This is a genomic window from Pseudomonas sp. HP_12 (assembly GCF_055283955.1).
Genome location: NZ_JBTOQG010000003.1, coordinates 208,753 through 231,854, shown reverse-complemented (window position 1 = coordinate 231,854; position 23,102 = coordinate 208,753). Strand labels below are relative to the sequence as shown.

The following is a 23,102-nucleotide window of genomic DNA, read 5'->3' as shown; positions in this document are numbered from 1 at the left end:
GTTCCTGCCTTCACAAAATTTAGTTCTTTGGGGGTCGGGGGCGGCGGTGGGGTGGGGTGCCCGCCCCCCACCACCCCCCCCCCCCCCCCCCCCCCCCCCCCCCCCCCCCCCCCCACTCCTACAAGGAGGGCGCATTACCGCCCCAGATACACCTCAATCACCCGTTCATCCGCCTGCACGTCTTCCAGCGATCCTTCTGCCAGCACGCTGCCCTGGTGCAGGACGGTGACATGGTCGGCGATGGTGCCGACGAAGCCCATGTCATGCTCGACCACCATCAGCGAGTGCTTGCCAGCCAGGCTCTTGAACAGCTCGGCGGTGAATTCGGTTTCGGCGTCGGTCATGCCAGCGACGGGCTCATCGAGCAGCAGCAATTGCGGGTCCTGGACCAGCAACATGCCGATCTCCAGAAACTGTTTCTGGCCGTGGGACAACAGCCCGGCGGGCCGTGACATCGACGCGGTCAGGCGAATGGTTTCCAGCACCTCGTCGATGCGGTCGCGCTGTTCGCCGTTGAGCTTGGCCCGCAGGCTGGCCCACACCGATTTGTCGGTCTTCTGCGCCAGCTCCAGGTTTTCGAACACGCTCAGCGCTTCGAACACCGTGGGTTTCTGAAACTTGCGCCCGATCCCGGCCTGGGCGATCTGCACTTCGCTCATCTTGGTCAGATCAAGGGTTTCGCCGAACCAGGCCTTGCCGTGACTGGGGCGGGTCTTGCCGGTGATCACGTCCATCAGCGTGGTCTTGCCCGCACCGTTGGGGCCGATGATGCAGCGCAGCTCGCCAACGCGGATGTACAGATTCAGATCATTGAGAGCCTTGAACCCGTCGAAACTGACGCTGATGTCTTCCAGAGTCAGGATCGTGCCGTGCAAGGTGTTCAGCCCCTTGCCGGCAACCTGCCCGAGACCGATGGCGTCGCGGCTGGTACCGGCATCGCTGTTCGGGTCGAGCACCGGATCGAATGCGGGCGTCGGAGTGCTTTTCATTGCTCGCCCCTTTTCTTGATCAGGCCGATCACGCCTTTGGGCAGATACAGCGTCACCACGATGAACAGCGCGCCGAGGAAGAACAGCCAGTATTCAGGGAAGGCCACGGTGAACCAGCTCTTCATGCCATTGACCACACCGGCGCCTAGCAGCGGGCCGATTAGCGTGCCGCGACCGCCCAGGGCGACCCAGACGGCCGCTTCAATGGAGTTGGTCGGCGACATTTCGCTTGGGTTGATGATGCCGACCTGGGGCACATACAACGCCCCGGCCAGGCCGCACAACACCGCGCTCAACACCCAGACGAACAGTTTGAAGCCGCGCGGGTCGTAGCCGCAGAACATCAGGCGGTTCTCCGCATCGCGCACGGCTGTCAACACGCGACCGAACTTGCTGCGCGCCAGACGCCAGCCGACGAACAGGCTGCCCGCCAGCAACGCCACTGTCAGCAGAAACAACACCGCGCGGGTGCCTTGGGAGGTGATGCTGAACCCCAGAATGCTGCGAAAGTTGGTGAAGCCGTTGTTGCCGCCAAAGCCGGTTTCGTTGCGGAAAAACAGCAGCATGCCGGCGAAGGTCAGGGCCTGGGTCATGATCGAGAAGTACACGCCCTTGATCCGCGAACGGAAGGCGAAGAAGCCGAACACCAGTGCCAGCAACCCCGGCGCCAGCACCACCAGGCACATGGCCCAGAGGAAATGCTGCGTGCCGACCCAGTACCACGGCAGTTCGGTCCACGACAGAAAGGTCATGAACGCCGGCAGGCTGTCACCCGACGCCTCGCGCATCAGGTACATGCCCATCGCGTAACCGCCCAAGGCGAAGAACAGCCCGTGGCCCAGGGACAACAGGCCGGCGTAACCCCAGACCAGATCCAGCGCCAGCGCGACGATCGCGTAGCAGAGGATCTTGCCCACCAGCGTCAGCGTGTAGGCCGACACCTGCACGCCGTTGCTTTCAGGCAGCAGGGACAACAACGGCAGGGCGATCAGCAGGGCAAGAATGACCGCGCCGACCGCGACTGTGACTTTGGTGCCGGCGCGTTGCGCGGCAGTGACCATCAATGGCTGATTCATCAGTCGATCACCCGTCCTTTGAGTGCGAAGAGGCCTTGCGGACGTTTCTGAATGAACAGAATGATCAGCGCCAGGATCAGGATCTTGCCCAGCACCGCGCCGATCTGCGGTTCAAGGATCTTGTTGGCGATGCCCAGCCCGAAGGCCGCCGTGACGCTGCCGGCCAGCTGACCGACGCCCCCGAGCACGACCACGAGGAAGGAGTCGATGATGTAGCTCTGGCCCAGGTCAGGGCCGACGTTGCCGATCTGGCTCAGCGCCACGCCGCCCAGACCGGCGATGCCGGAGCCGAGCCCGAAGGCCATCATGTCGATGCGCCCGGTGGGTACGCCGCAGCAGGCGGCCATGTTGCGGTTCTGGGTGACGGCGCGCACGTTGAGGCCCAGGCGCGTTTTGTTCAGCAGCAGCCAGGTCAGCACGACGACAAACAGCGCGAACGCAATGATGACGATGCGGTTCCAGGGCAGCACGAGGTTGGGCAGCACTTGAATGCCGCCCGACAGCCATTCCGGGTTGGCCACTTCGACGTTCTGCGCGCCGAACACTACGCGGATCAACTGAATCAGCATCAGGCTAATGCCCCATGTCGCCAGCAATGTTTCCAGCGGGCGACCGTACAAGTGGCGAATGACCGTACGCTCCAGCGCCATGCCGATGCAGGCGGTGACGAAAAACGCGATCGGCAGCGCCACCAGTGGATAGAACTCAAGGGCGCCGGGGGCGTAGCGCTGAAACATCATCTGCACGACGTAGGTGGCGTAGGCGCCGAGCATCAGCATCTCGCCGTGGGCCATGTTGATCACACCGAGCAGGCCGAAGGTGATCGCCAGTCCCAGCGCCGCCAGCAGCAGAATCGACCCGAGCGACAGGCCGGCGAAGGCTTGCCCGAGGATCTCGCCGAACATCAATTTGCGTTTGACCTGAGCCAGGCTGGTTTCGGCCGCCAGGCGCACGGTAGCGTCGGTTTCGACGTTGGGTTCGAGCAGGGTTTCGAGACGGGTGCGGGCCAGTGGATCACCGGTTTCACCGAGCAGACGCACGGCGGCGAGCCGCACGGTGGGGCTGATGTCGACCAGTTGCAGATTGGCCAGCGCCAGGGTCAGGGCGGCGTGAACGCTGTCGTCCTGTTCGCTCGCCACTTGCTGCACCAGCAAGGGCAACTGCGCCGGACGGGCGCTTTTTTGCAGGACCTGCGCGGCGGCCAGACGGACTTTCGGGTCGGCGGCTAAAAGCTGATGGCTGGCCAGCGCGGTATTGATCAGGCCGCGAAGGCGGTTGTTCAGGCTGATGGCTTGGGGCGCATCGGGGTTGGGTGCATCGGCCACCGCGGGGGCGTCCGGGTCGACGGCGATAAAGCTGTCGCCGTTCTGGATGAACGCCCGGTTGCTGCTGTCGGCAGCGACGCGGCCATCCTGCAGGGCAACCAGCAACTCGACGCGCGCCGGGTCAGGCCTGGCGGCCCAGCTTTCCAGCAATTGGGCGCGCTCGGAGGAGTCGGCCGCAACAAAGTCGCCGGCCTCGCTGGCGTGGGCGGCGAAGGGCAGCCACAGGCACAGCGCGAGAATAAGGTGGTGGAAGTATCTGGGCATATCGAATCCTGAGAGCACCCGCATGACGTAACGTCAGACGGGGAACCTGTAGGAGTGAGCTTGCTCGCGATGGCGGTATACCAGCCGACATCATCGTCACAGGCAGATCGCAATCGCGAGCGAGCTCACTCCTACAGGGATAGGTTCAGCCGGAACATTTCAACCGACCGTTTACCCTGTTTTCCTTAGTTGCTCTTCACCGCGTAGTCAGGCTTTTTGTCGTTGCCCGGAATGAACGGGCTCCACGGCTGGGCGCGAATCGGTTCTTTGGTCTGCCAGACCACATTGAACTGACCGTCGGCCTTGATCTCGCCGATCATCACCGGCTTGTGCAGGTGGTGGTTGGTTTTGTCCATGGTCAGGGTGAAGCCTGACGGCGCGGCGAAGGTCTGGCCGGCCATGGCTTCGCGGACTTTATCCACGTCGGTGGACTTGGCTTTCTCGACCGCTTGCGCCCACATATGGATACCCACGTACGTGGCTTCCATCGGGTCGTTGGTCACAGCCTTGTCGGCGTTCGGCAGGTTGTGCGCCTTGGCGTAGGCCTTCCAGTCGGCGACGAACTTGGTGTTGACCGGGTTCTTCACCGATTCGAAGTAGTTCCACGCGGCCAGGTTGCCCACCAGCGGCTTGGTGTCGACGCCGCGCAATTCTTCTTCGCCGACCGAGAAAGCCACCACCGGTACGTCGGTGGCTTTCAGGCCCTGATTGCCCAGCTCTTTATAGAACGGCACGTTGGAGTCGCCGTTGACCGTGGAGATCACAGCGGTTTTGCCGCCTGCCGCGAACTTCTTGATGTTCGACACGATGGTCTGGTAATCGCTGTGACCGAACGGGGTGTAGACCTCTTCGATGTCCTTGTCCGCCACACCTTTGGAGTGCAGGAACGAGCGCAGAATCTTGTTGGTGGTGCGCGGGTAGACGTAGTCGGTGCCCAGCAGGAAGAAGCGCTTGGCCGCGCCGCCGTCTTCGCTCATCAGGTATTCAACCGCAGGAATGGCCTGCTGGTTAGGCGCGGCGCCGGTGTAGAACACGTTCGGTGACATCTCTTCGCCTTCGTACTGCACCGGGTAGAACAGCAAGCCGTTCAGCTCTTCAAAGACCGGCAACACCGACTTGCGCGACACCGAGGTCCAGCAGCCGAACACCACGGCGACCTTGTCCTGGGTCAGCAACTGGCGGCCCTTCTCCGCAAACAACGGCCAGTTCGACGCCGGGTCGACCACCACAGGCTCAAGCATCTTGCCGTTGACGCCGCCCTTGGCGTTGATTTCATCGATGGTCATCAGCGCCATGTCCTTGAGCGAGGTCTCGGAGATGGCCATGGTGCCGGACAAAGAATGCAGAATGCCGACCTTGATGGTCTCGGCCGCCTGAGCGGTCCAGGTCAAACCCATCGCTGCGATCGATGCAGACAAAGTGAACGCTTTCAGCAAACTACGACGCTTCATTGGCTAGCTCCATTCTTTGATTTTTTTAGACGACGGCTGTTGGCGGTGCAGAGTTGAGTCTGCTTAGGCTTTAGCAAACGCTGGGCCAAGGCCGCGCGCGTCGGAAAATGGAATGAAAAAGTCGCTTGCACAGGGCGCCCCGCACCAATGTGGATCGGTGCGAGTCAGGTGGTGCGTCAGGTGCGCCCAACTGGTGCGATCCCTTTGGAGCCGCACGGCTGGGTGGTCTGACGCGATTGGCGAGAAGGGCTACCTCACAAAAAGCTCACGCTCGCCGGTGAACAGATCGAATGTTTCGTACACCAGCCTGTCCGGCGCGGTGAAATAGGCGAACGTTTCTCCGTTCACCTCTCTGAACGCCCTGAGTTGCAGGCGGGTGCCGGGCGGGATGGCGACGTGATCACCGAGGAAGCCCGAGAACATGTTTTTCTTCGGAACCGACGGCGCGAAGATCAGAAACACCGGATGCGTATTGCTCGGCGCCGGGTCAGTCACGAAGCTGTCGAGGCTCCAGCGCACGGCATTGGTTCGGCTGATCGACGCCGATTGCACGCCCGCATCCACGAACACCGCACCGAGCTCGCGTCGCAATTGCTGCAGGCCCTCGTCTGTTACGTGCGCGGCGCGGAACGCATCGCCTTTCCATGAGCGCAGGCGGTGGAACTGGTTGAGGAATGCCTGCGTGCGGGGTGTTCGCGCGCCGCTTCTCAAGAGTCGGTTGATCTCGGCCGAGCCGCCTTCGATATAGTCGAGCAGCTCGGGGTAGAGCTCCGCTTTGGCGTGGTTCGCGAGGGCCAGGAAGCGCGGTTCATCAAGGGACGGTTCAGTGATGGAAATGCCTTCGATTGGGGTAGGCCATCCGTTGAGCAATCGGCTCAAGTCATGCCGGGCCTGTCGGTCGGCCTGTGGACTCAGGCGCACGACCGGTTGCGAGACCTTCTTCCAGCCCCCGGCGCTTGACCGGACGACATATTCATCCTCATGGATCAGTAGCGCTGGATCCCGAGGATAGGGGCGATACAGGCGAGATCGTCCGAACAGGTTGAAGCGTCGACCCACGTAACCCGTTTCAGAGCCGAAGGTGATTTCGGTGAATTTGTTCGGGTCCAGCCGCGTGACCATGCCCGACTCCGCAAAGAAGGGCGCACCAGCGGGTGACAGCATATAGCCGATTTGCACCTGCCCATGGCGTCCGGTACGGCGGACCAGATGCGGGCGTTTTATCATCGCCAGTTGAGGCCCCTTCAGCGCTGCGGCGCTTGCTCGACCAATCCCGGCAGTCAGCAAATAACCGGCCGCGTCCGTAAACTCTTGGGCTGCACCCTCCCAGTCGTCTTCATCCACTTTTTGAAAGCCGCTCCAGGCGTTGTAAAGGCCCAGCCCCAGTGCGAGCGGAACCATGACCGGCGGGGGCAACAGCAGCAGTGCGATGCTCACGACCATGTCGAATACCTGCTTTCGGGAATTGCCACCACCAGGCTGGACCAACAGGGATTTCGCTTCTTCTTTCAGTTGGCGGATCCTGATCCTGAAATGCTCGTCAAACAGATCGCCCGTCTGCGTCACGAAGACCACTGGCTTTATCAAATGGGACGGGGCGGGAAATGGACCTGGCAGCGACGTCAACGCGTCTGGAAAGCGCCAGTGCTTGAGCCACTCCTCATAATCGAGCATCACCCGGGCCAGGCGCCTGTCGGCCAATGGCATCAACCTCGCCACGTAGGATTTGTACACGTCTTGTTCCAGAAACGCCTGGGTGAGATGGAACATGCTGTCAAAGGTGCGGAACACCACGTTATCCGGCGCGTTAAGCGTGCAAAGGGTCAGAGGCCCCTTGTCGAATTTGCCGACCGGGGCAATCAGCATGATGTCCGGGATTTTTACCCCGCTGATCTGCAGTAATCGCACCTCGATCCTGACCCCGCCCACCCCCTGACGCCGCTGTGAATCGGGACCGTCCAGTACCGCTTTGATCCAGGCCAGCCGGTTTTCAGGAAAGCCGTTCAGCTCACTCTCGATATACGCCATGCCCAGGCGCGCCAACAGCAACTCGCGGTGCTGATGCTTCAACTGGTCAGCGAAATCAGAGTGGTCAAAGTGTTCGGCAAGGTAGTCATCCAGTCGCTTTGGCATGTCGATTCGCGCCAGCAGCTCGCGCGTGAATTCTGCGGAGAGACCCGGTACTTCTGCACCGTGCCCGTCTGCAGCCCGCAACTCGCTGGCATCCTGAGCGGTCACCCGCAGTGCGTTGTCGTGGGCCAGGGCGTGCAGTGAGAAGGTCTGCGAGTGAGTCTCGGTTTCCATCACGGTGATAGGGTAAAAGCGCACCGGGATGGGCTGGTGGAACATCGCCGTTACCACAATCTGTCGGGGCGACAGTTGAATGTTTTTCTCCGCCAGTGCGGCGCTGACCGTCGCATCGGCGTAAGCCCTCAGGACGTGCAGACTGTCAGCTTGTGGTGTGTTGAAGTGATCAAGGCTGATGCGCCGGATTGCGCGGATCGCCTGCGCGTACACCGTCGCGTGTCGCGCCCATTCGACGTGCTGATCTTCATTCATCCGTTGCCACCACTCAGGCATCTGCTCGCGCACCACATCGCAATCCAGCAGGCGCTCGATGCGGTGGTTATCGAACAGCTGTTCCGAGGCCATCAGCTCGAAAATCAGCCGCTGGAATGAGGGTTGATCCAGCCTGAGGGACTGAGCGATTTTCACCGCGTGATCAAAGTCGGCCTTCTGTTTGATGATCTGCAATGTCAGCAGCAGGCTCATGAAATTGTTGCCCAGCCTCTGCAAGCTCCAGCGCAGAGCGGGCTGCGCGTTTTCAACGCCGGGAAGCGCCAGTGCCACTACGTCATCGAGCGTGAGATGGCTCAGCAGCCGACCGCGTTGAGTGTCCTCGGCAAGGCGTCGGGTGAGAGTCTCGGTGAGCTGATGCAGTGAATCGAATCGCTCCAGACTGTCGGCGGGGGTGTACAGAATGACCTCGCCCAGTGACGCGTCGTCGGTTGCCGGAACCTGATCGCTGCGTTGTTCGGTGATCACAAACGTGCCGGTCAGAGGAAACAGCGGACCGTCGCTCCTACCCAGCGACAAGCTGAACACATCGTATTTCTGCAACGGCTCGGGCGAGGTGTCGACGCCGTAATCCAGCGTGTCGTTAAGCATGCTGTGCAGATGCGGCTGAAACTGGCCGCGCTCGACACGCATCTGGCCTTCCAGCCTGAGCAGTTGAACCCGGTCGGCGAGAAAGTCATCGCGCCGGGTTTTGCCGGAAGGCTGAATCTCTGCCCAGTGATCCGAGAGCCGTTGCTTGTACCGCTCGGTCAGCGTTTGTGCGACGCAGGTGTACAAAGTGGCCAGCGCGTCGCGGTCCAGTCCGCCAAGGGAGGGCGTGTCAGCCGAAGGAAACTCTGTGGCGTAGAGCCCGGCAGACTCGACGTTCTGCCATTCAAAGAGCCCGGTGAAATGGGCTACCAGGCTGGCAAGCAGCGGGTAACTGCTGATGGTCGCCGTTGCGGCAGGTTGCGGGTTTCGCTCTCGGCAGACGAGCCGCGCACTGGCGCAATCAACCACAAGACCGGGATGGGACAGGCGAAGGCATTCGGTGAACGTCTGTTCAAGGGCCTGGGTGAAATCGGGCAGCTCGTAGCGTGTCAGCGCGGGGCTGTCAGCGATGGGTGTGGAGGTGGACGTAGTTGAGGGAGTGACGGTTGTGGGATTCATGGTGCCTGTTCATTGCATGGGGGATGATTCGCAGAACCGTTGGGTTCGGCAACTCATTGCATGGAGTCAGGGCTTGGGGCGTGCGTCTGTAGGCACTCTCTGGCCTGAGCGCGAAGGGAAAGCGACCAGGCAAGTAGGATTTTTCGGGGAAGAAAGGCAGCGCTCAGTGAGCAGATAAAACAGGTGCGGAGCCTGAAACCCGAAATGAGGAGGAATTCATCACTAAACCACCCAAAAGAGGTTCCAGGCCCCGCGAGACGCAATCTAAGCTGTTGTCGCCATTTTGGCAAAGCGCGAACGCACTATTCGATCGAGCAGCCACACCGCCAGCATCGAAACGCCCACCAGTGGGAAGGCCACGCCCAGCACGATCATCACCGCCGTCGCAGTTTTCCAGCGCTGCAAGTCATGGCGCAAAGGCGGAACGCCAAAGCCGTTCTGCGGGCGACGCTTCCACCAGATCACGATTCCGCTCACCGAACTCAGCAGCACCATCAGGCAGATGAACAGAATCAGCAGCTGGTTCACCCAGCCGTACATCTTGCCTTCGTGCAGCATCACGCCCAGTTCAGTGGCCTTGGACACCGTGCTGTAATCGCTGTAACGCACATCCGCCAGCACTTTGCCGCTGTACTGATCGACGTGCAGCGTGGCGTCATTTCGCGGGTCGTCGGCGAACACGGAAACGGTGAATACGCCGTCAGCCGTTTTCGGTTGGGTGATGCTGTAGCCCGGCTCGATATGGCGCGCCTTGGCAATCTCCACCACCTGCTGAAGGGAGATGCCCGGCGCTGCGGGAGCGCTGGACATGTGCATGTGATTCATGTGCTCGGCGTGATCCCCGGACGACACCGGCATCGGCGTGTTTTCAATGGCCCACGGCACGGTTTGCACGCTCGCGCTGTTCAAGGCGCCCGCTTGCTTGTCCGACTTGGGTACGTCATTCCACATGGCCGCCGGAAAGGTGTTCCACACGTTGGCATAGACCTTTCCCCACATGCCGGTCCAGGTCATGCCGCTCAGCAGCATGAACAGCAGCGCCACCGAACCCCAGAATCCGGTCACCGCGTGCAGGTCGCGCCAGAGAATGCGACCACGCGCGGTGAGGCGAGGCCAGAGCACGCCGGCCGGTGATCGCCCTCGCGGCCACCACAGATACACACCTGAAACCACCAGCACGATGCCCCAGCCAGCGGCCAGTTCCACCAGCCGGTCACCGACGGTGCCAATCATCAGTTCGCCGTGCAGTTCGCGCGCGATGGCTTGCAGGTTTTGCTTCGCGTCCTGGGTACCGAGCACCGTGCCGCTGTACGGATCGATGAACACGTTCACGTCGCGGCCGTCGTTTTTGACCACGAACTGCGCGCTGCCCTCGGCATTCAGCGGCGGCAGGTACTTGCTCACTTGCGCCTGTGGATAAGCGGTCAGCACGCGCTTTTGCAGGTCATCGGCACTGAGTGAGTGGTGGGCGGGTTGGACTGTCAGCAGGTCGCTGTACATCAGCGCGTCGAGCTGAGGCTTGAACAGGTAAATGATCCCGGTGACCGCCAGCAGGATCATGAACGGCGCGACGAACAGGCCGGCATAGAAATGCCATCGCCACGCCAGGTTGTAGAAAGACACATTCGGTTTGGACATGGTGCAACGCTCCCGTCAGGGAAAACACGGCGCAACCCGCTGGCGGCCGGGAAGCCGTCAGCGGGTACGAATCAATTTTGTGGTGTTCAGGCGACTGACGAGAGGGGCGGCGCGCGACTGCGAGCGTTGGGGAAGACGTTGCGCTGAGCGTGGCCGTGTTGCGGGGCCTCGTTGTAGAAGTCCGCGGGCTTAGGCGGGACCGGCGCCAATACGGCCACGGTTTTGGTCAGCGCCGGGCAACTGAACAGCAGCGTGCAATAGCCGCACTTGGCCCAGATGACGTGATCGACGCCGGCGCTTTGCTCGGCCTTGACGTGACTACTGTGCTCGTCTGCGCCCATGTCGATGGACATGTCCATCGACGCCGACATGTCCATCTCGCCATGCATCGACATGGACGTCGGCGCAGGCATCGCCATGCCGCTGTGATGCTCCATCGGCATGGATTGCGAGATCAGCGGACCGATGAAGATCATCAGCATGGCGAACAGGCTCAGCCAGGCGCCCTGCGGATGACGAGGGGCGGTGGCGGATCTGGCGCGGGTCGCGGGCTGGCGGTTCAAGTGGAGTGGTGTCGGTATTAGCGGGTCAGTGGGCGTGGGCCGGAGCGGCAGCAACCGGTGGTTGTTTCAGTACCACGACGTCAACGGTCAGGTCGCCCGCTTTTTGAAAGTGCAGGGTCAGCGGGAAGGTCTGGCCGTCGATGAGTCGGGTGCGGTCTTTCAGATCCAGCAGCATGACGTGATAGGCCATGGGGGCGAATGTCACGGTGCCACCGGCTGGGATATCCACCGTCTCGACGTGCTGCATCTTCATCAGGCCGTCCTGGCTCACGTGCTGATGCAACTGGGCGGCACCGGCGATGGGGCTGTCGACCGCTTCCAGTCTGTCGGCGTCAGGTCCCTTGTTGGTGATCACAAAATACGCAGCGACGGTGGGCGCGTTGGGCGGCAGCGCCATGGACCATGGCTGCGTGACGGTCAGTTGCCCCTTGGTGTAATCCTGGGCTTCAACGAAACCGGCTGGCAGCGCGAGGGCGATCAGCAGGAGGATTTTGTTCAGCATCTACGCAGGTCTCCGGTTCATTCAGGTACGCGACGGCACGATCGGGACATCAGACCTTGGGCGATGCGTGAGGATTACGGTCAGGCCAGTGCTGACGGGGTGCCGCGCGCAGCACCAGCACCGCGACAGGGAAACGCACCGGCTCGACCAGAGCGAACAGTCCGAAACCGATGCGGGTCGGCACTGCAACCAGTGGCGTGTCGTGTGTGCAGCAGGCGCAGTGCTGCATGAATGCGATGTCGGGGTGATAGGGTGATTGTCTGTCGATGACTTCAACGGGCGTCATGGCCAGTCGTGACGCGGCGCCAGTGCAGGCGCTTCCCCAGACCAGCCGCTCACCCTCGGGGCGCGGCATGGTCGGTGTCATCGGCATTGCCAGTACGCCGAACAGCAACGCGAAACAGGCCACCCAGGCAAAGGCCCGGCGCCGCTTCTGCGTGATGATTTGATCTTGTTGTTTTTTCATGTCGGCCATTTAGCCTGATCGGCCGCCAGATGTAAAAAGCCCGCCCGCGACGTTATGTCGCGCGGCGGGTTTGGTTCAGTCAGGGTTTAGACGGTGGAAGTCAGACCGATCCGCAAACCCGGACGATTTTCACGGCATCTTTGCCATGCGTCAGCCAACGTCCCGCAACGCATCCAGCACCTCACCCACACTCCAGAACGCCCGGTCCACCTCCGGCAACACCGGCCGCTTCAACACCAACACCGGCATCCCGCGTTCCCGCGCCACTTCCAGCTTCGGCTCGGTCGCGGTGCTGCCGCTGTTCTTGCTGATGAGGACGTCGATGTTGCGAGTCTCGAACAGCTCGCGCTCGTCCTCCAGGCGGAAAGGCCCGCGGGCGCCGATCACTTCACAGCGTTCGTTGCCGGGGTAGATGTCCAGGGCGCGCAGCGTCCAGAACTGATGGGTTGGAATCTCGTGCAGATGCTGCAAAGGCTCGCGGCCCAGGGTGAACAGGGGGCGTTGAAAGGGGGCGAGGGCGGCGATCAGTTCTGCCCAGTCCGCGACTTCGCGCCAGTCATCGTCTGGCCCCGGCTGCCACGCGGGTCGACGCAATGCCCAGCAGGGGACACCGGTCAGCTTTGCCGCCATGACAGCGTTCTGGCTCATCTGCGCAGCGTAAGGGTGCGTCGCATCCAGGATCAGATCGATGCCAGTTTGCTGTACGAAGTTTGCCAAACCTTCAGCGCCGCCGAACCCGCCCACACGCACTTCACAGCGCAAGTCGGTGGGCACGCGACCCACGCCCGCCAGGCTGTAAATATGTTGAGGCCCCAGCGTACGGGCGATCGCGAGCGCGTCGGTCACGCCGCCGAGCAACAGCACGCGTTTGATGGCTGCCTTTTTCAAACGAAGCCCCCCGCATGCCCGACAATCCCGCCTTGCCGGTCGATGGCAAAAACCTCGACCTGAACCTGCGCCGGCACCACGCTGCGGGCGAAATTCAGCGCGTGCTGACACACCGCATCACCCAGCGCGATGCCGAAGGCGGAGGCCATGGCCAGCGCTTGCTGACTGGTGTTGGCCTCGCGAATGTTCTGTTGCAGCTCGGCATCGGCGCCCACATCGGCGGCCCATTGCGCGAGCTGAACCAGGTCGATGCTGGAGTGGCGGCTGTGCAGGTCCATGTGGCCGGCCGCCAGCTTGCTGATCTTGCCGAAGCCGCCGCAGACACTGAGCCGTTCTACCGGGGTTTTGCGCATGTGCTTGAGCACGGCGCCGACAAAATCCCCCATCTCGATCAGCGCGATGTCGGGGATCTGATACACCCGACGCATCGTGTCTTCGCTGGCGTTGCCGGTGCAAGCGGCGATGTGCTGATAACCATTGGTGCGCGCAACGTCGATGCCTTGGTGGATCGACGCGATGTACGCCGCGCAGGAGAAGGGCCGAACGATGCCGCTGGTGCCCAGAATCGACAGCCCGCCAAGAATCCCCAGTCGCGGGTTCATGGTTTTCAACGCCAGTTCGCTGCCGTTTTCGACGCAGACCGTCACTTCAAACCCGCCGCCATAGCCGACCTCATGGGCCAGTTGCGTGAGGTGTTCGGCCATCATCCTGCGCGGCACCGGATTAATCGCCGGCTCGCCGACTCCCAGCACCAGGCCCGGGCGGGTAACGGTGCCGACCCCTTCGCCCGCGACAAAACGCACGCCCGGCTCAGGGATCAGCCTGACCTGGGCAGACACCAGCGCGCCATGGGTCACGTCTGGATCGTCCCCGGCATCCTTGAGCGTGCCGGCCTCGGCGCCGCCCGCAATCAGGCGGCAGAATTCCAGGCGCATCTGCACGCACTTGCCTTTGGGCAGCGTGATTTCGATCGCATCGTTGGTTTCGCCGGCCAGCAACAGGCGCGCAGCAGCGAGGGACGTCGCCGTGGCGCAACTGCCGGTGGTCAAGCCGCTGCGCAGCGGAGCGGGTTGTTCGGCGGTCTCGTCGCGCATCAGGGTTTGATCGCTTCGAGCAGCGTGATCGGCAGCGCCTGACGCCAGGTGTCGAATTCGCCCAGCGGTTTGGCGTGGGCCAGATGAATGCGCGTCAGTTCGCCGCCATATTGCTCCCGCCAGTTCATCAGCATCGCTTCGCTTTGCAGCGTGACGGCATTGGCCACTAAACGGCCGCCGGAGCGCAGGTTTTCCCAGCACGCGTGCAGCACACCTTCGCGCGTCACGCCGCCGCCGATGAAAATGGCATCCGGTTGCTCAAGGCCTTCAAGGCCATCGGGCGCTCGTCCGCGAATCAGTTGAAGGCCGGGCACACCCAGCGCATCGCGATTGAATTCGATCAAGTGTTGCCGGCCCTCATCGGCCTCGACGGCGATGGCGCGGCAGGTCGGGTGCGCGCGCATCCACTCGATGCCGATGGAGCCGCAGCCCGCGCCCACGTCCCACAGCAATTCACCGGGTACGGGCGCGAGACGGGCCAGAGTAATCGCGCGCACATCGCGCTTGGTCAGCTGGCCGTCGTGCCGAAACGCCTCGTCCGGCAAACCGCCCAGCGGCGACAGGCGCAGCGCATCGGGCTGGGCACGGCATTCGATGGCGACCAGGTTCAGCGCAGCGATGTCCGTGGCGTTCCACTCGCCGGCGGTGCCCTCGATCTGTCGTTCGGCAGGGCCGCCCAAATGTTCGAGGACGATCATGGGGCTTGGCCCAAACCCGCGCTTGCTCAGCTGTGCCGCGATGGCCGCCGGGCTCGAACCGTCGTTGCTCAGCACCAGCAGGCGCAGGCCGTGTTGCAAGTGCGCATTCAACGCGGCAACCGGGCGGGCGACCACCGACAGCGTGACGACGTCCTGCAGCGCCCAACCCAGACGCGCGGCTGCCAGGGAATAAGACGACGGCGCAGGGATCACCCGCATCTCATCGAGGGGAACGTATTTCGACAGGCTCGCGCCGACGCCGAACAACATGGGGTCGCCGCTGGCCAGCACGCAGACCGGGGCGCCGCGTTGTTCCAGCACCGTGCTCAGGGCAAACGGACTGGGCCATTGGCGCTGCTCGGCCTGAATGCACGGTGGCAACAAGGCCAGTTGCCGCGGGCCGCCGAACACCTGCCGCGCTTGCAACAGCGCGTGCCGAGCGTTTCGGCCCAGGCCTTTATAGCCGTCCTCACCGATTCCCACGACTGTCAGCCACGGCGACATGAATTGCCCTCAACCCGATTGCGTGCAACAGGCCCGCCTGCTCGGCCTGTAAAAGTGGCCGGCATGATACCGCGCCGACGGGCCCGGTTCGTACGGGTTTGTGAATCCGACAGAGCGTCTTTTCATGGCAACGGCCAAAGCAGGCATAATACGGCCCCTGTAACTTTTCGTTTCTCTACGCGTCCGCCCGTTCGCACCAGGTGATCCTTTGACCGAGCCGTTGTCTGCTCGCCCATCCGCTACGCCCATTCGCCCCTCGGCCTGCCCGGGGTTGCTGCGTATCGTCCCGGCGCTGGATGGCGGCATCTGCCGGATCAAGCTGCCGGGCGGGGTGCTTTCAGCGGAACAGGCGATGGCCGTGGCAGATGCCGCCGAGGGGTTCGCAGGTGGCGTGATCGAGGCGACCAACCGCGGCAATCTGCAGATTCGCGGCATCGGCGCCGACCACGACGGGCTGATTGCCAGCCTGCTCGATGCCGGTCTGGGGCCGAGCAATCCTGCCAGTGACGACGTGCGCAACCTGATGCTCAGCCCGACCGCAGGCATTGATCCGCAGCAGATGCTCGACGTGCGTCCGCTGGCCGGGCAGATTCTGCATTCCCTTGAGCACCACCCGCGTTTCCATGAGCTGTCGCCCAAGTTCGCGCTGTCGCTGGACGGCGGCGAGGGGTTGGCGATGCTCGAGCATCCCCATGACCTCTGGCTGTCCCCGTTGCAGGTCGATGGCCAGACGCTGCTGGGATTTGGATTCGCGGGTTGCCCGGCCACCGATTCGCCGGTGGCCGCAGTGGCGCCGGACGCAGCGCACGCATTGGTGGTCGCGGTGCTGGAAACCTTTCTGAATCTCGCTCGCCCCGAACATGCCCGCATGCGTGATCTGTTGAAAGAAGTGCCCGTTGCGCGACTCATCGAACACGTCGCCGCGCATTTGCCGCAGCGACTGGTGATTGAGCAAAAAGTAACCGATTGGCGGCGTTCGCCTACCCGGTCTTTCGCGCACATCGGCACGTATTCCCAGGCAACAGCCGGCATCGTGGCCGTGGGCGCAGGCGTGCCGTTGGGTCGTTTGCGACCGTCCATGTTGCGCGAAGCCGCCCGACTGGCGATCGAGTTCGGCGACGGTCAGTTGTGCATGACCCCCTGGCAAAGCCTCATGCTGCGCAATGTCCCGGCAGGCCATTCGGTGACCGTGATGGAAGGCTTGAGCCAGGCGGGTTTGCTCGTCGATGCCGCTCAGTCGCTGTCGAAAATCGTCGCCTGCACCGGCTCCGCTGCCTGCGCGAAAGGGCTGGCGGACACCAAGGCCGATGCCCTGCATCTGGCCGCACTGCTGCAAGAAAACGCCATCAGCCGCGCAGTGCATCTGTCCGGCTGCGCGCGTTCATGCGCCGCTGCGCACGTGATGCCGGTGACCTTGCTGGCAGCGTCGCCCGGTCGGTACGACCTTTATTTTCGTCATGCAGAAATGTCCGGATTCGGCAATCTGCATGCACGTGACCTCACTATTGAAGCAGTCGGCGCGTTGTTGACCGCCGACTCACGGAGCGACACCGATGATTGATTACATCCGCGACGGCCAGGAGATCTACCGTAACTCCTTCGCGATCATTCGTGCCGAAGCCCGGCTCGATTCCATCCCGGCCGACCTGGAAAAACTCGCCGTTCGGGTGATTCACGCCTGCGGCATGGTCGATGCGGTCGAGGGCCTGCGCTTCTCCCCCGGTGCGGGCACGGCCGGCCGCCGCGCGCTGGCGGCCGGGGCGCCGATTCTGTGTGACGCGCACATGGTCGCCGAGGGGGTCACACGCACGCGCCTGCCCGCCAATAATCAAGTGATCTGCACCCTGAAAAACGAACGCGTGCCCGAGATGGCCCGTGAGCTGGGCAACACCCGCTCGGCGGCGGCGCTGGAGCTGTGGCGGCCGCACCTGGAAGGGGCGGTCGTGGTGATCGGCAACGCGCCGACTGCGCTGTTTTATCTGCTGGAAATGCTTGATGCCGGCGCGCCCAAGCCTGCGCTGATCCTGGGCTTCCCGGTAGGTTTCGTCGGCGCCGCTGAATCCAAGGACATGCTCGCCGCCGACAGTCGCGGCGTGCCCTACGTGATCATGCAGGGTCGTCGTGGTGGCAGCGCCATGGCCGCCGCGGCAGTCAACTCACTCGCCACGGAGATCGAATGATGGCACCACGGGGTCGTCTGATTGGCCTGGGCGTGGGGCCGGGTGATCCGGAACTCATCACCGTCAAGGCGCTGCGCCTGCTGCGCGAATCGCCCGTGGTCGCGTACTTCGTCGCCAAGGGCAAGAAGGGCAACGCATTCGGCATCATTGAAGGTCATTTACAGCAGGCCCAGACGCTGATGCCGCTGGTGTACCCGGTGACCACCGAGGCATTGCCCGTTCACATGTCTTACGAGCAAGTGATCAGCGATTTCTACGACCGCTGCAGCGCTGATCTGGCGGCGCATCTGGACGCTGGACGCGACGTGGCGGTGATCTGCGAAGGCGACCCGATGTTCTACGGGTCCTACATGTACCTGCACGATCGTCTGGCCGATCACTACGACGCCGAAGTCATCCCGGGCGTCTGTTCGATGCTCGGCGGTGCGTCGGTGCTGGGTGCGCCGCTGGTGTACCGCAATCAGAGCCTTTCAGTGCTGTCCGGCGTTTTGTCCGCCGAGGAACTCAAACGCAAGCTTGAGGACGCCGACGCTGCGGTGATCATGAAGCTGGGGCGCAATCTGCCGAAAGTGCGCCAGGTGCTGGTTGAAACCGGGCTGGCCGAGCGCGCGCTGTACGTCGAGCGCGCGACCATGGCCAATCAGAAGATCGTGCCGCTGGCCGAGGTCGACCCGATGTCATCGCCGTATTTCTCGCTGATCATTGTCCCCGGTGAACGGTGGCAAGGCTGATGGGCGCGACCAGCATCAAGGCCCCGGCGATCGTCATTCTGGGCAAAGGCGCGCTGGCGACGGCACGACGTATTCAGCAGATGTACCCGCAAGCGCTGATTTACGGGCTCGCCGGACGTGTCGAGGGCGCTGATCGCGGCTATTCGGAATTCGGCGCGACGCTGCGTCAGCTCTATCAGCAGGACACGCCGATCATCGCGCTGTGCGCAGCGGGCATTGTCATTCGCACGCTGGCGCCCGTGCTGCTTGAGAAGGGCGTCGAACCGCCGGTGCTTGCTGTCGCCGAGGATGGCAGCGCGGTAGTGCCGCTGCTAGGCGGTTTGGGCGGCGTCAATGTCATGGCCCGGGAAATCGCCGCCGCGCTGAACACCTCAGCAGCCATTACCACCAGTGGCGAGCTGCGCTTCGGCACCTGCCTGCTCAATCCGCCTGCCGGTTACGCGTTGGGCGATCTGGAGCTGGGCAAGCGCTTCGTCAGCGATTTGCTGTCGGGCGAAAGCGTGCGCGTCGAGGGCGCGGCGCCGTGGCTGGCGCAGGCGCAGCTGCCTGAAGACGACCAGGCGCAGCTGGCGATTCACGTTGGCTATGACGAGCGCGAACCCAGCGACCACGAATTGTTGATCTACCCGCGCAACGTGCTGGTGGCGGTGAGCGGTGATCTGGCAGATCCCGCCGATACCGTGAAAGCCGCGCTGCATGATTCGCGCATCGCCGTGCAGGCGCTGGGCTGTTTACTGGCCAGCAAAGCCGAGATGGCCAATCCGGCGCTCCACGCGGCTGCCGACGCACTGGGCGTACCGTTGCGTTTTACCACCGCCGGTACGCCCGCCGACATGACCCGGCAGGTCCTGCCGCAATTGTTGCCACCGTTGACCCCGGCGGCGGGCATCGCCATTGCCGTGGCGCCGCAGCCGTTGGAAGTTGAACAGATCGGCTGTGCACGAGGACGACTGGCGGTTATCGGGCTTGGCCCGGGCGCTACTGACTTCATGATTCCTGCTGTTAAAGCCGAGCTCGCACGCGCCAATGACGTGCTCGGCTACGAGACTTATGTACGCATGGCCGGGCCGTTCCGCGCCGACCAGGTGCTGCACTGCACCGACAACCGCGAAGAAATGCTGCGCGCCCGGCATGCATTCGAACTGGCCGCTGAAGGCCGTTCGGTGGTGGTGGTTTCATCGGGTGACCCCGGCGTGTTCGCCATGGCCGCGGCGGTGCTGGAAGCGCTGCACGAATCGGATAATCCCGACTGGCACCGGGTTGATCTGCACATCCTTCCAGGGGTGTCTGCCTCGCTGGCGACGGCGGCGCTGGCGGGTGCGCCGTTAGGTCACGACTTCTGCGTCATGTCCCTGTCGGACAACCTCAAGCCATGGGAGATCATCGAGAAGCGCCTGGATCTAGCCTGTCAGGCCGATCTGGCGCTGGCGTTCTACAACCCGATCTCGCGCTCCCGTCCGTGGCAGCTGGGGCGGGCGCTTGAAATCGTGCGCCAGCATCGCAGCCCTGAGACGCCGGTGACGCTGGGGCGTGATGTGGGTCGGCCGGCGCAGACGTTGCGGGTCATTACGCTTGGCGAGCTGAGGCCGGAGCACGTCGACATGCGCACGATGGTGCTGGTGGGGTCGTCGTTGACCTGCGTGTTCCCGCGCACCAATGGTGAGTCGTGGGTCTACACGCCGCGCTGGTATGGCGCCAAGCCGGTGTGAGCGACTGTTCGGTTTGCGCTGTGGGATCTGTCTGATAGCTGAGGCAGGCCTGTCTGCGCGTTGAGGGCGAAACCGGGCCGATGCCCTGCGGAAACGCCGGGCGGTCGGCGACACCCTCCGTCGCCTGATTCGGCTGCCATAGGCGCCGGCTCTCGTAACCCTCTGCATTCTTTGAAGTTTTCCTCTTCCCGGTTCAGGGGCGGGCGCTGCCATGCTGTAGGAACAAGGGTTGGATATTGGCAAAAACGCTTGCCGCCCCTCGGCTAGCGCACGTCCAAATGTTCGTTAATCTCGGAGGTGTCCACGACGGACTCAACCTTCAGTTAAAGGATTAACGAATGAACCACGAAGCAAATATGACCGACGCCGAACGCAGCGCTTTCATCAACCAGTGCCAACTGGCGAATTGCAGTCACTCGCTGATCGAGCACGTTTCGGCGATGGAGACCCCCGCGCCGCGTCTGCTGGAAACTCCGAGTCAGGCCGCGATCGTCGGCAGCAACCTGTTGGCCTTTGCTGAAGGCTTTTCGCGGCAGAACAAGGAGGACGTCATGGACTCCTTCCTGTTTGCCACGCGGGTTGCCAACAAAGCGTTCAGCGCGGAAACGCAAAGTCAGGAGTGGTACGGCCGATTCAACAAGGTGTTGGCGACCCTGGGCTGGTTTTCGACCAACTGGAGCTACTCCCGTTATCGCTCGAAACATCAGCGCTTCAGCATGGAACAGGCAGGGCTGGAAATTCTCGGCTCCGCTGTTGCCGCCGCTGCGCTGCCAGGGCCTGCGTCCTTCGCCATGCTCAAGGTCGCCGGGGACGCCGTTGCAGCGCTGAAAGCCCAGGACAAACCGTTGCGCCTGTTCGAGCGTCAGACCAAGACCCACACCGGCGCGAATTTCCGCATCGGCGCATGCACCGAGTCCACCGACGGCACCATCAACATGGCGATGGGCGCGGTTAACTTCTCCACCGACTCGACCGTCACCAACGTGCTGTTCTGGGAATGGAACAGTGCTCAGGTCAGCGCCTTCCGTGGCGAGGATCATCTGGTGTTGAACACGCGTATTTACGCGACGTTGCGCAAGAAGATCCAGGATCGTCTGAGCGACAGTGCCGCGTCTGCCATCGACGAATTCGCGATCTAATCAAAGGGAAGGAGGCGCCAGTCGCCTCCTTTTCAAGGAGATGTGCCATGCATCAGGGAATGATCGAAACGCAGGTGAGTGCAGGCTGCGTGCTGTCCATGCACAGCGCGTGCTCGGCACAGCGTAAAAGCGACGCTGCCGACTGCATTCTGTACACGCAGCTTGCGGCCACAAAGAAACACCCTCGCTTCACGGCCACTGCGGCCTGGAACGACACCTGGCTGGCGGGGTTTACCCGTTTCGGCTGGGTGCTCAAAACCCACGAGGCATTTGCCTGGCCCGCTGCGCAACTTGGGCCCGGTTCAGTCTGGGCATGGCTGAAGAAGACCCGACCGGCGTTCATCCCCACCGAGCTGATGTTTGCGGCAGAGTCCGCAGTCTGGCAGTCGGTGTTGAGCTACCCGGATCAGCCAGCCGTCGCGCTCTTGGCAAACGAGGCGCTGGAGCCGGTGCGCATCGGGATTCCACGCGGCGCGCAGGACGGCCAGAAAGTGGTGCTGCAGCTGGGTTTTCTGGACGCAAACGGCGAGCTGTCAATGGCCCTCGTTACCTTTACCCACGGTCCTTTGCTGAAGCCGGACTTTCTGTTCGAGCCCCTGCAGACGGCGAATATCATCGGCAATGTCGAGCTGAGGTTCTACTCACTGCGCCTGATGGACCTGGTGTACTCGCCATTGCGGTCCAAGATCACCCAGGCGCTGGAGGATCGGCGATCGGGCCAGGTATGTACCTTGAAAAGGGCTGAAACATGAACGCTACAGGCGCGATTGTCGGCAACAGTCTGGTATCGATATCGGCGGGCATGGATCGTCAAGACCGAGACGACCTGTTTGATTGCCTGTGGAGAGCCGAGCGTGTCGCCAGTCAGGTCAATCGTGAACAGAACTCGACGTATTGGACGTATCGCTACGGGAAGGGGCTGGAACAACGCGGTCTCACGAAGACCAGCGCGATCGTTCATCAGCCCATGGTGATCAATTCTGCCTCGGAGCTTGAGGCCGTCAGTTTCGGCGTCATCCAGTCGGCAGGATCAGCTTTGCTGGCGCGACAAGCCGTGGCTTCACTTAAAGCGCTGCAGATTGAGCGCAACGCGGCTCATTTTTTTGAACGCAGCGATGGCGACAGCGTCTTCGCAGGCTTTCAGGTGATCCCATGTGTCGCAACATCGGCTGGCCACGCCCTCGTGCTGCTGTGCGGCATCAGCATGACGGGCACCGTGGACACACGCGATTTCGACTTTTGGAGCCAGTCACGGGCTGAACTGGTATTACGTATCACCGGCGGGGCGTATCGGTTCGATCGCGACGATTACGCCAGGTATCGCGACGCGGTGGCCCGTGAGCTTGCCGCTCACGGTGAGCGGGCCATTGAAACATTCGCGATCTGACCGTGGCATCAGATGTACACCTGTAGGACTGGCTTTAGCCGGGAAGACGTCGGGTGCCACGCTGCAGATGTGATGGTGTTCATGGGCTCTATTCCCGTCTAATCGCGCGCACCTGTAGATCAGGTCAGCAGGTAACCCTTGATGCCCGTGAAGATGATCTGGGCCGCGAGTGCGCACACAAACAACCCCATCAGGCGGCTGACAATCTGTAGCCCCTGATCCCCCAGAATTCGCTCGATGCTGTTGGACAGATAAAGGATCACGCCCACCGTCAGGCTGGCCAGCGCGATGCTGACGATGGCAGTGAGTTTGTCATCCCAATGGGGCTGGCTGATCCCCATGACCAGCAGTGCGCCAATGGTGCCGGGGCCGACGGTGATGGGGATGGTCAGCGGCACGATCGCAACGTCCTGCTGCACGTTGTCGGTCTGCACGCCGGATTTACCCTGGGCCATGGCCAGGGCTGAGATGAACAGCACGCTGCCGGCGCCAATTCTGAAGGCGTCGGCGGTGATGCCGAAGACCCCGAAAATCACCCGCCCGAACAGGTACAGCAAGACGCTGGACACCAGGGTCGCCAAGGCGATCTTCCACGCCAGCTGCCGGCGTTCCTTGCGCGAATAGCCGCGGCTCAGGGAAATGAAACAGGACAGGACGAAGAACGGGCTATAGAGCACCAGCATCTTCAGGTAAACGCTGAACAGCACGTGAAGCATGGTTTGAGCTCATGGCAGCAGACTGGGACGGCGCCAAGTCTATCAGCCCGTCACGG

Annotated in this window: 20 protein-coding genes; 7 read left to right on the top strand and 13 right to left on the bottom strand. The window is 62.6% G+C overall.

The features are described from left to right. Positions 1-134 precede the first annotated feature (134 nt). From urtD to cbiE, 12 genes are all read right to left on the bottom strand, one after another. On the bottom strand, positions 135-989 hold the full coding sequence (urtD, locus tag ACYASU_RS04535) for an urea ABC transporter ATP-binding protein UrtD (RefSeq protein ID WP_192173458.1): 855 nt from the start codon (positions 987-989) through the stop codon (positions 135-137). Further along, on the bottom strand, positions 986-2,065 hold the full coding sequence (urtC, locus tag ACYASU_RS04530) for an urea ABC transporter permease subunit UrtC (RefSeq protein WP_463582071.1): 1,080 nt from the start codon (positions 2,063-2,065) through the stop codon (positions 986-988). Before urtC ends, urtD begins: the two co-directional genes overlap by 4 nt. After that, positions 2,065-3,654, bottom strand: coding sequence for an urea ABC transporter permease subunit UrtB (urtB, locus tag ACYASU_RS04525; protein WP_346629310.1), 1,590 nt, complete (start codon positions 3,652-3,654; stop codon positions 2,065-2,067). Before urtB ends, urtC begins: the two co-directional genes overlap by 1 nt. 185 nt (positions 3,655-3,839) lie before the next feature. Next, the gene (gene urtA / locus ACYASU_RS04520; protein WP_122533769.1) at positions 3,840-5,105 is read right to left on the bottom strand and encodes an urea ABC transporter substrate-binding protein; all 1,266 of its coding nucleotides are present in this window, start codon (positions 5,103-5,105) and stop codon (positions 3,840-3,842) included. 249 nt (positions 5,106-5,354) lie between these two features. Then, a complete protein-coding gene (locus tag ACYASU_RS04515) occupies positions 5,355-8,831 on the bottom strand; it encodes a dermonecrotic toxin domain-containing protein (protein WP_463582070.1) in 3,477 nt (1,158 codons plus the stop codon). 264 nt (positions 8,832-9,095) lie between these two features. Continuing rightward, on the bottom strand, positions 9,096-10,469 hold the full coding sequence (locus ACYASU_RS04510; RefSeq protein ID WP_463582069.1) for a PepSY-associated TM helix domain-containing protein: 1,374 nt from the start codon (positions 10,467-10,469) through the stop codon (positions 9,096-9,098). Positions 10,470-10,555: 86 nt separating this feature from the next. Then, on the bottom strand, positions 10,556-10,966 hold the full coding sequence (locus ACYASU_RS04505) for a DUF2946 domain-containing protein (protein ID WP_463582076.1): 411 nt from the start codon (positions 10,964-10,966) through the stop codon (positions 10,556-10,558). 91 nt (positions 10,967-11,057) lie between these two features. After that, positions 11,058-11,534, bottom strand: a complete 477-nt coding sequence (locus ACYASU_RS04500; protein WP_463582068.1) for a copper chaperone PCu(A)C — start codon at positions 11,532-11,534, stop codon at positions 11,058-11,060. A gap of 49 nt (positions 11,535-11,583) precedes the next feature. After that, on the bottom strand, positions 11,584-12,000 hold the full coding sequence (locus tag ACYASU_RS04495) for a DUF2946 domain-containing protein (protein WP_463582067.1): 417 nt from the start codon (positions 11,998-12,000) through the stop codon (positions 11,584-11,586). A gap of 150 nt (positions 12,001-12,150) precedes the next feature. Further along, entirely contained in the window at positions 12,151-12,873 is a 723-nt protein-coding gene (locus ACYASU_RS04490) for a cobalt-precorrin-6A reductase (RefSeq protein ID WP_463582075.1), read from the bottom strand. 11 nt (positions 12,874-12,884) lie between these two features. Continuing rightward, on the bottom strand, positions 12,885-13,982 hold the full coding sequence (locus ACYASU_RS04485) for a cobalt-precorrin-5B (C(1))-methyltransferase (protein WP_463582066.1): 1,098 nt from the start codon (positions 13,980-13,982) through the stop codon (positions 12,885-12,887). After that, positions 13,982-15,184, bottom strand: a complete 1,203-nt coding sequence (cbiE, locus tag ACYASU_RS04480) for a precorrin-6y C5,15-methyltransferase (decarboxylating) subunit CbiE (RefSeq protein ID WP_463582065.1) — start codon at positions 15,182-15,184, stop codon at positions 13,982-13,984. Before cbiE ends, ACYASU_RS04485 begins: the two co-directional genes overlap by 1 nt. Before the next feature lie 208 nt (positions 15,185-15,392). On the opposite strand from cbiE, the gene cobG reads away from it, so the two are divergent. The 7 genes from cobG (at position 15,393) to ACYASU_RS04445 (ending at position 22,330) form a co-directional block, all read left to right on the top strand. Next, complete coding sequence (cobG, locus tag ACYASU_RS04475) at positions 15,393-16,745, top strand: precorrin-3B synthase (protein WP_463582064.1); 1,353 nt, start codon at positions 15,393-15,395, stop codon at positions 16,743-16,745. Further along, entirely contained in the window at positions 16,738-17,364 is a 627-nt protein-coding gene (locus ACYASU_RS04470) for a precorrin-8X methylmutase (protein WP_108119017.1), read from the top strand. Before cobG ends, ACYASU_RS04470 begins: the two co-directional genes overlap by 8 nt. Beyond that, a complete protein-coding gene (locus ACYASU_RS04465; protein ID WP_244655966.1) occupies positions 17,361-18,095 on the top strand; it encodes a precorrin-2 C(20)-methyltransferase in 735 nt (244 codons plus the stop codon). The genes ACYASU_RS04470 and ACYASU_RS04465 overlap by 4 nt, the downstream gene beginning before the upstream one ends. Beyond that, a complete protein-coding gene (cobJ, locus tag ACYASU_RS04460) occupies positions 18,095-19,804 on the top strand; it encodes a precorrin-3B C(17)-methyltransferase (protein ID WP_463582063.1) in 1,710 nt (569 codons plus the stop codon). The genes ACYASU_RS04465 and cobJ overlap by 1 nt, the downstream gene beginning before the upstream one ends. A 338-nt stretch (positions 19,805-20,142) precedes the next feature. Beyond that, positions 20,143-20,943, top strand: coding sequence for a hypothetical protein (locus ACYASU_RS04455; RefSeq protein WP_463582062.1), 801 nt, complete (start codon positions 20,143-20,145; stop codon positions 20,941-20,943). 47 nt (positions 20,944-20,990) lie between these two features. Next, positions 20,991-21,695: a hypothetical protein gene (locus tag ACYASU_RS04450; RefSeq protein WP_463582061.1), complete on the top strand. Its 705-nt coding sequence runs from the start codon at positions 20,991-20,993 to the stop codon at positions 21,693-21,695. Further along, a complete protein-coding gene (locus ACYASU_RS04445) occupies positions 21,692-22,330 on the top strand; it encodes a hypothetical protein (RefSeq protein ID WP_463582060.1) in 639 nt (212 codons plus the stop codon). The genes ACYASU_RS04450 and ACYASU_RS04445 overlap by 4 nt, the downstream gene beginning before the upstream one ends. Before the next feature lie 119 nt (positions 22,331-22,449). On the opposite strand, the gene ACYASU_RS04440 is transcribed toward ACYASU_RS04445, so the two are convergent. Next, positions 22,450-23,046: a MarC family protein gene (locus tag ACYASU_RS04440; RefSeq protein WP_192173441.1), complete on the bottom strand. Its 597-nt coding sequence runs from the start codon at positions 23,044-23,046 to the stop codon at positions 22,450-22,452. Positions 23,047-23,102: the final 56 nt, after the last annotated feature.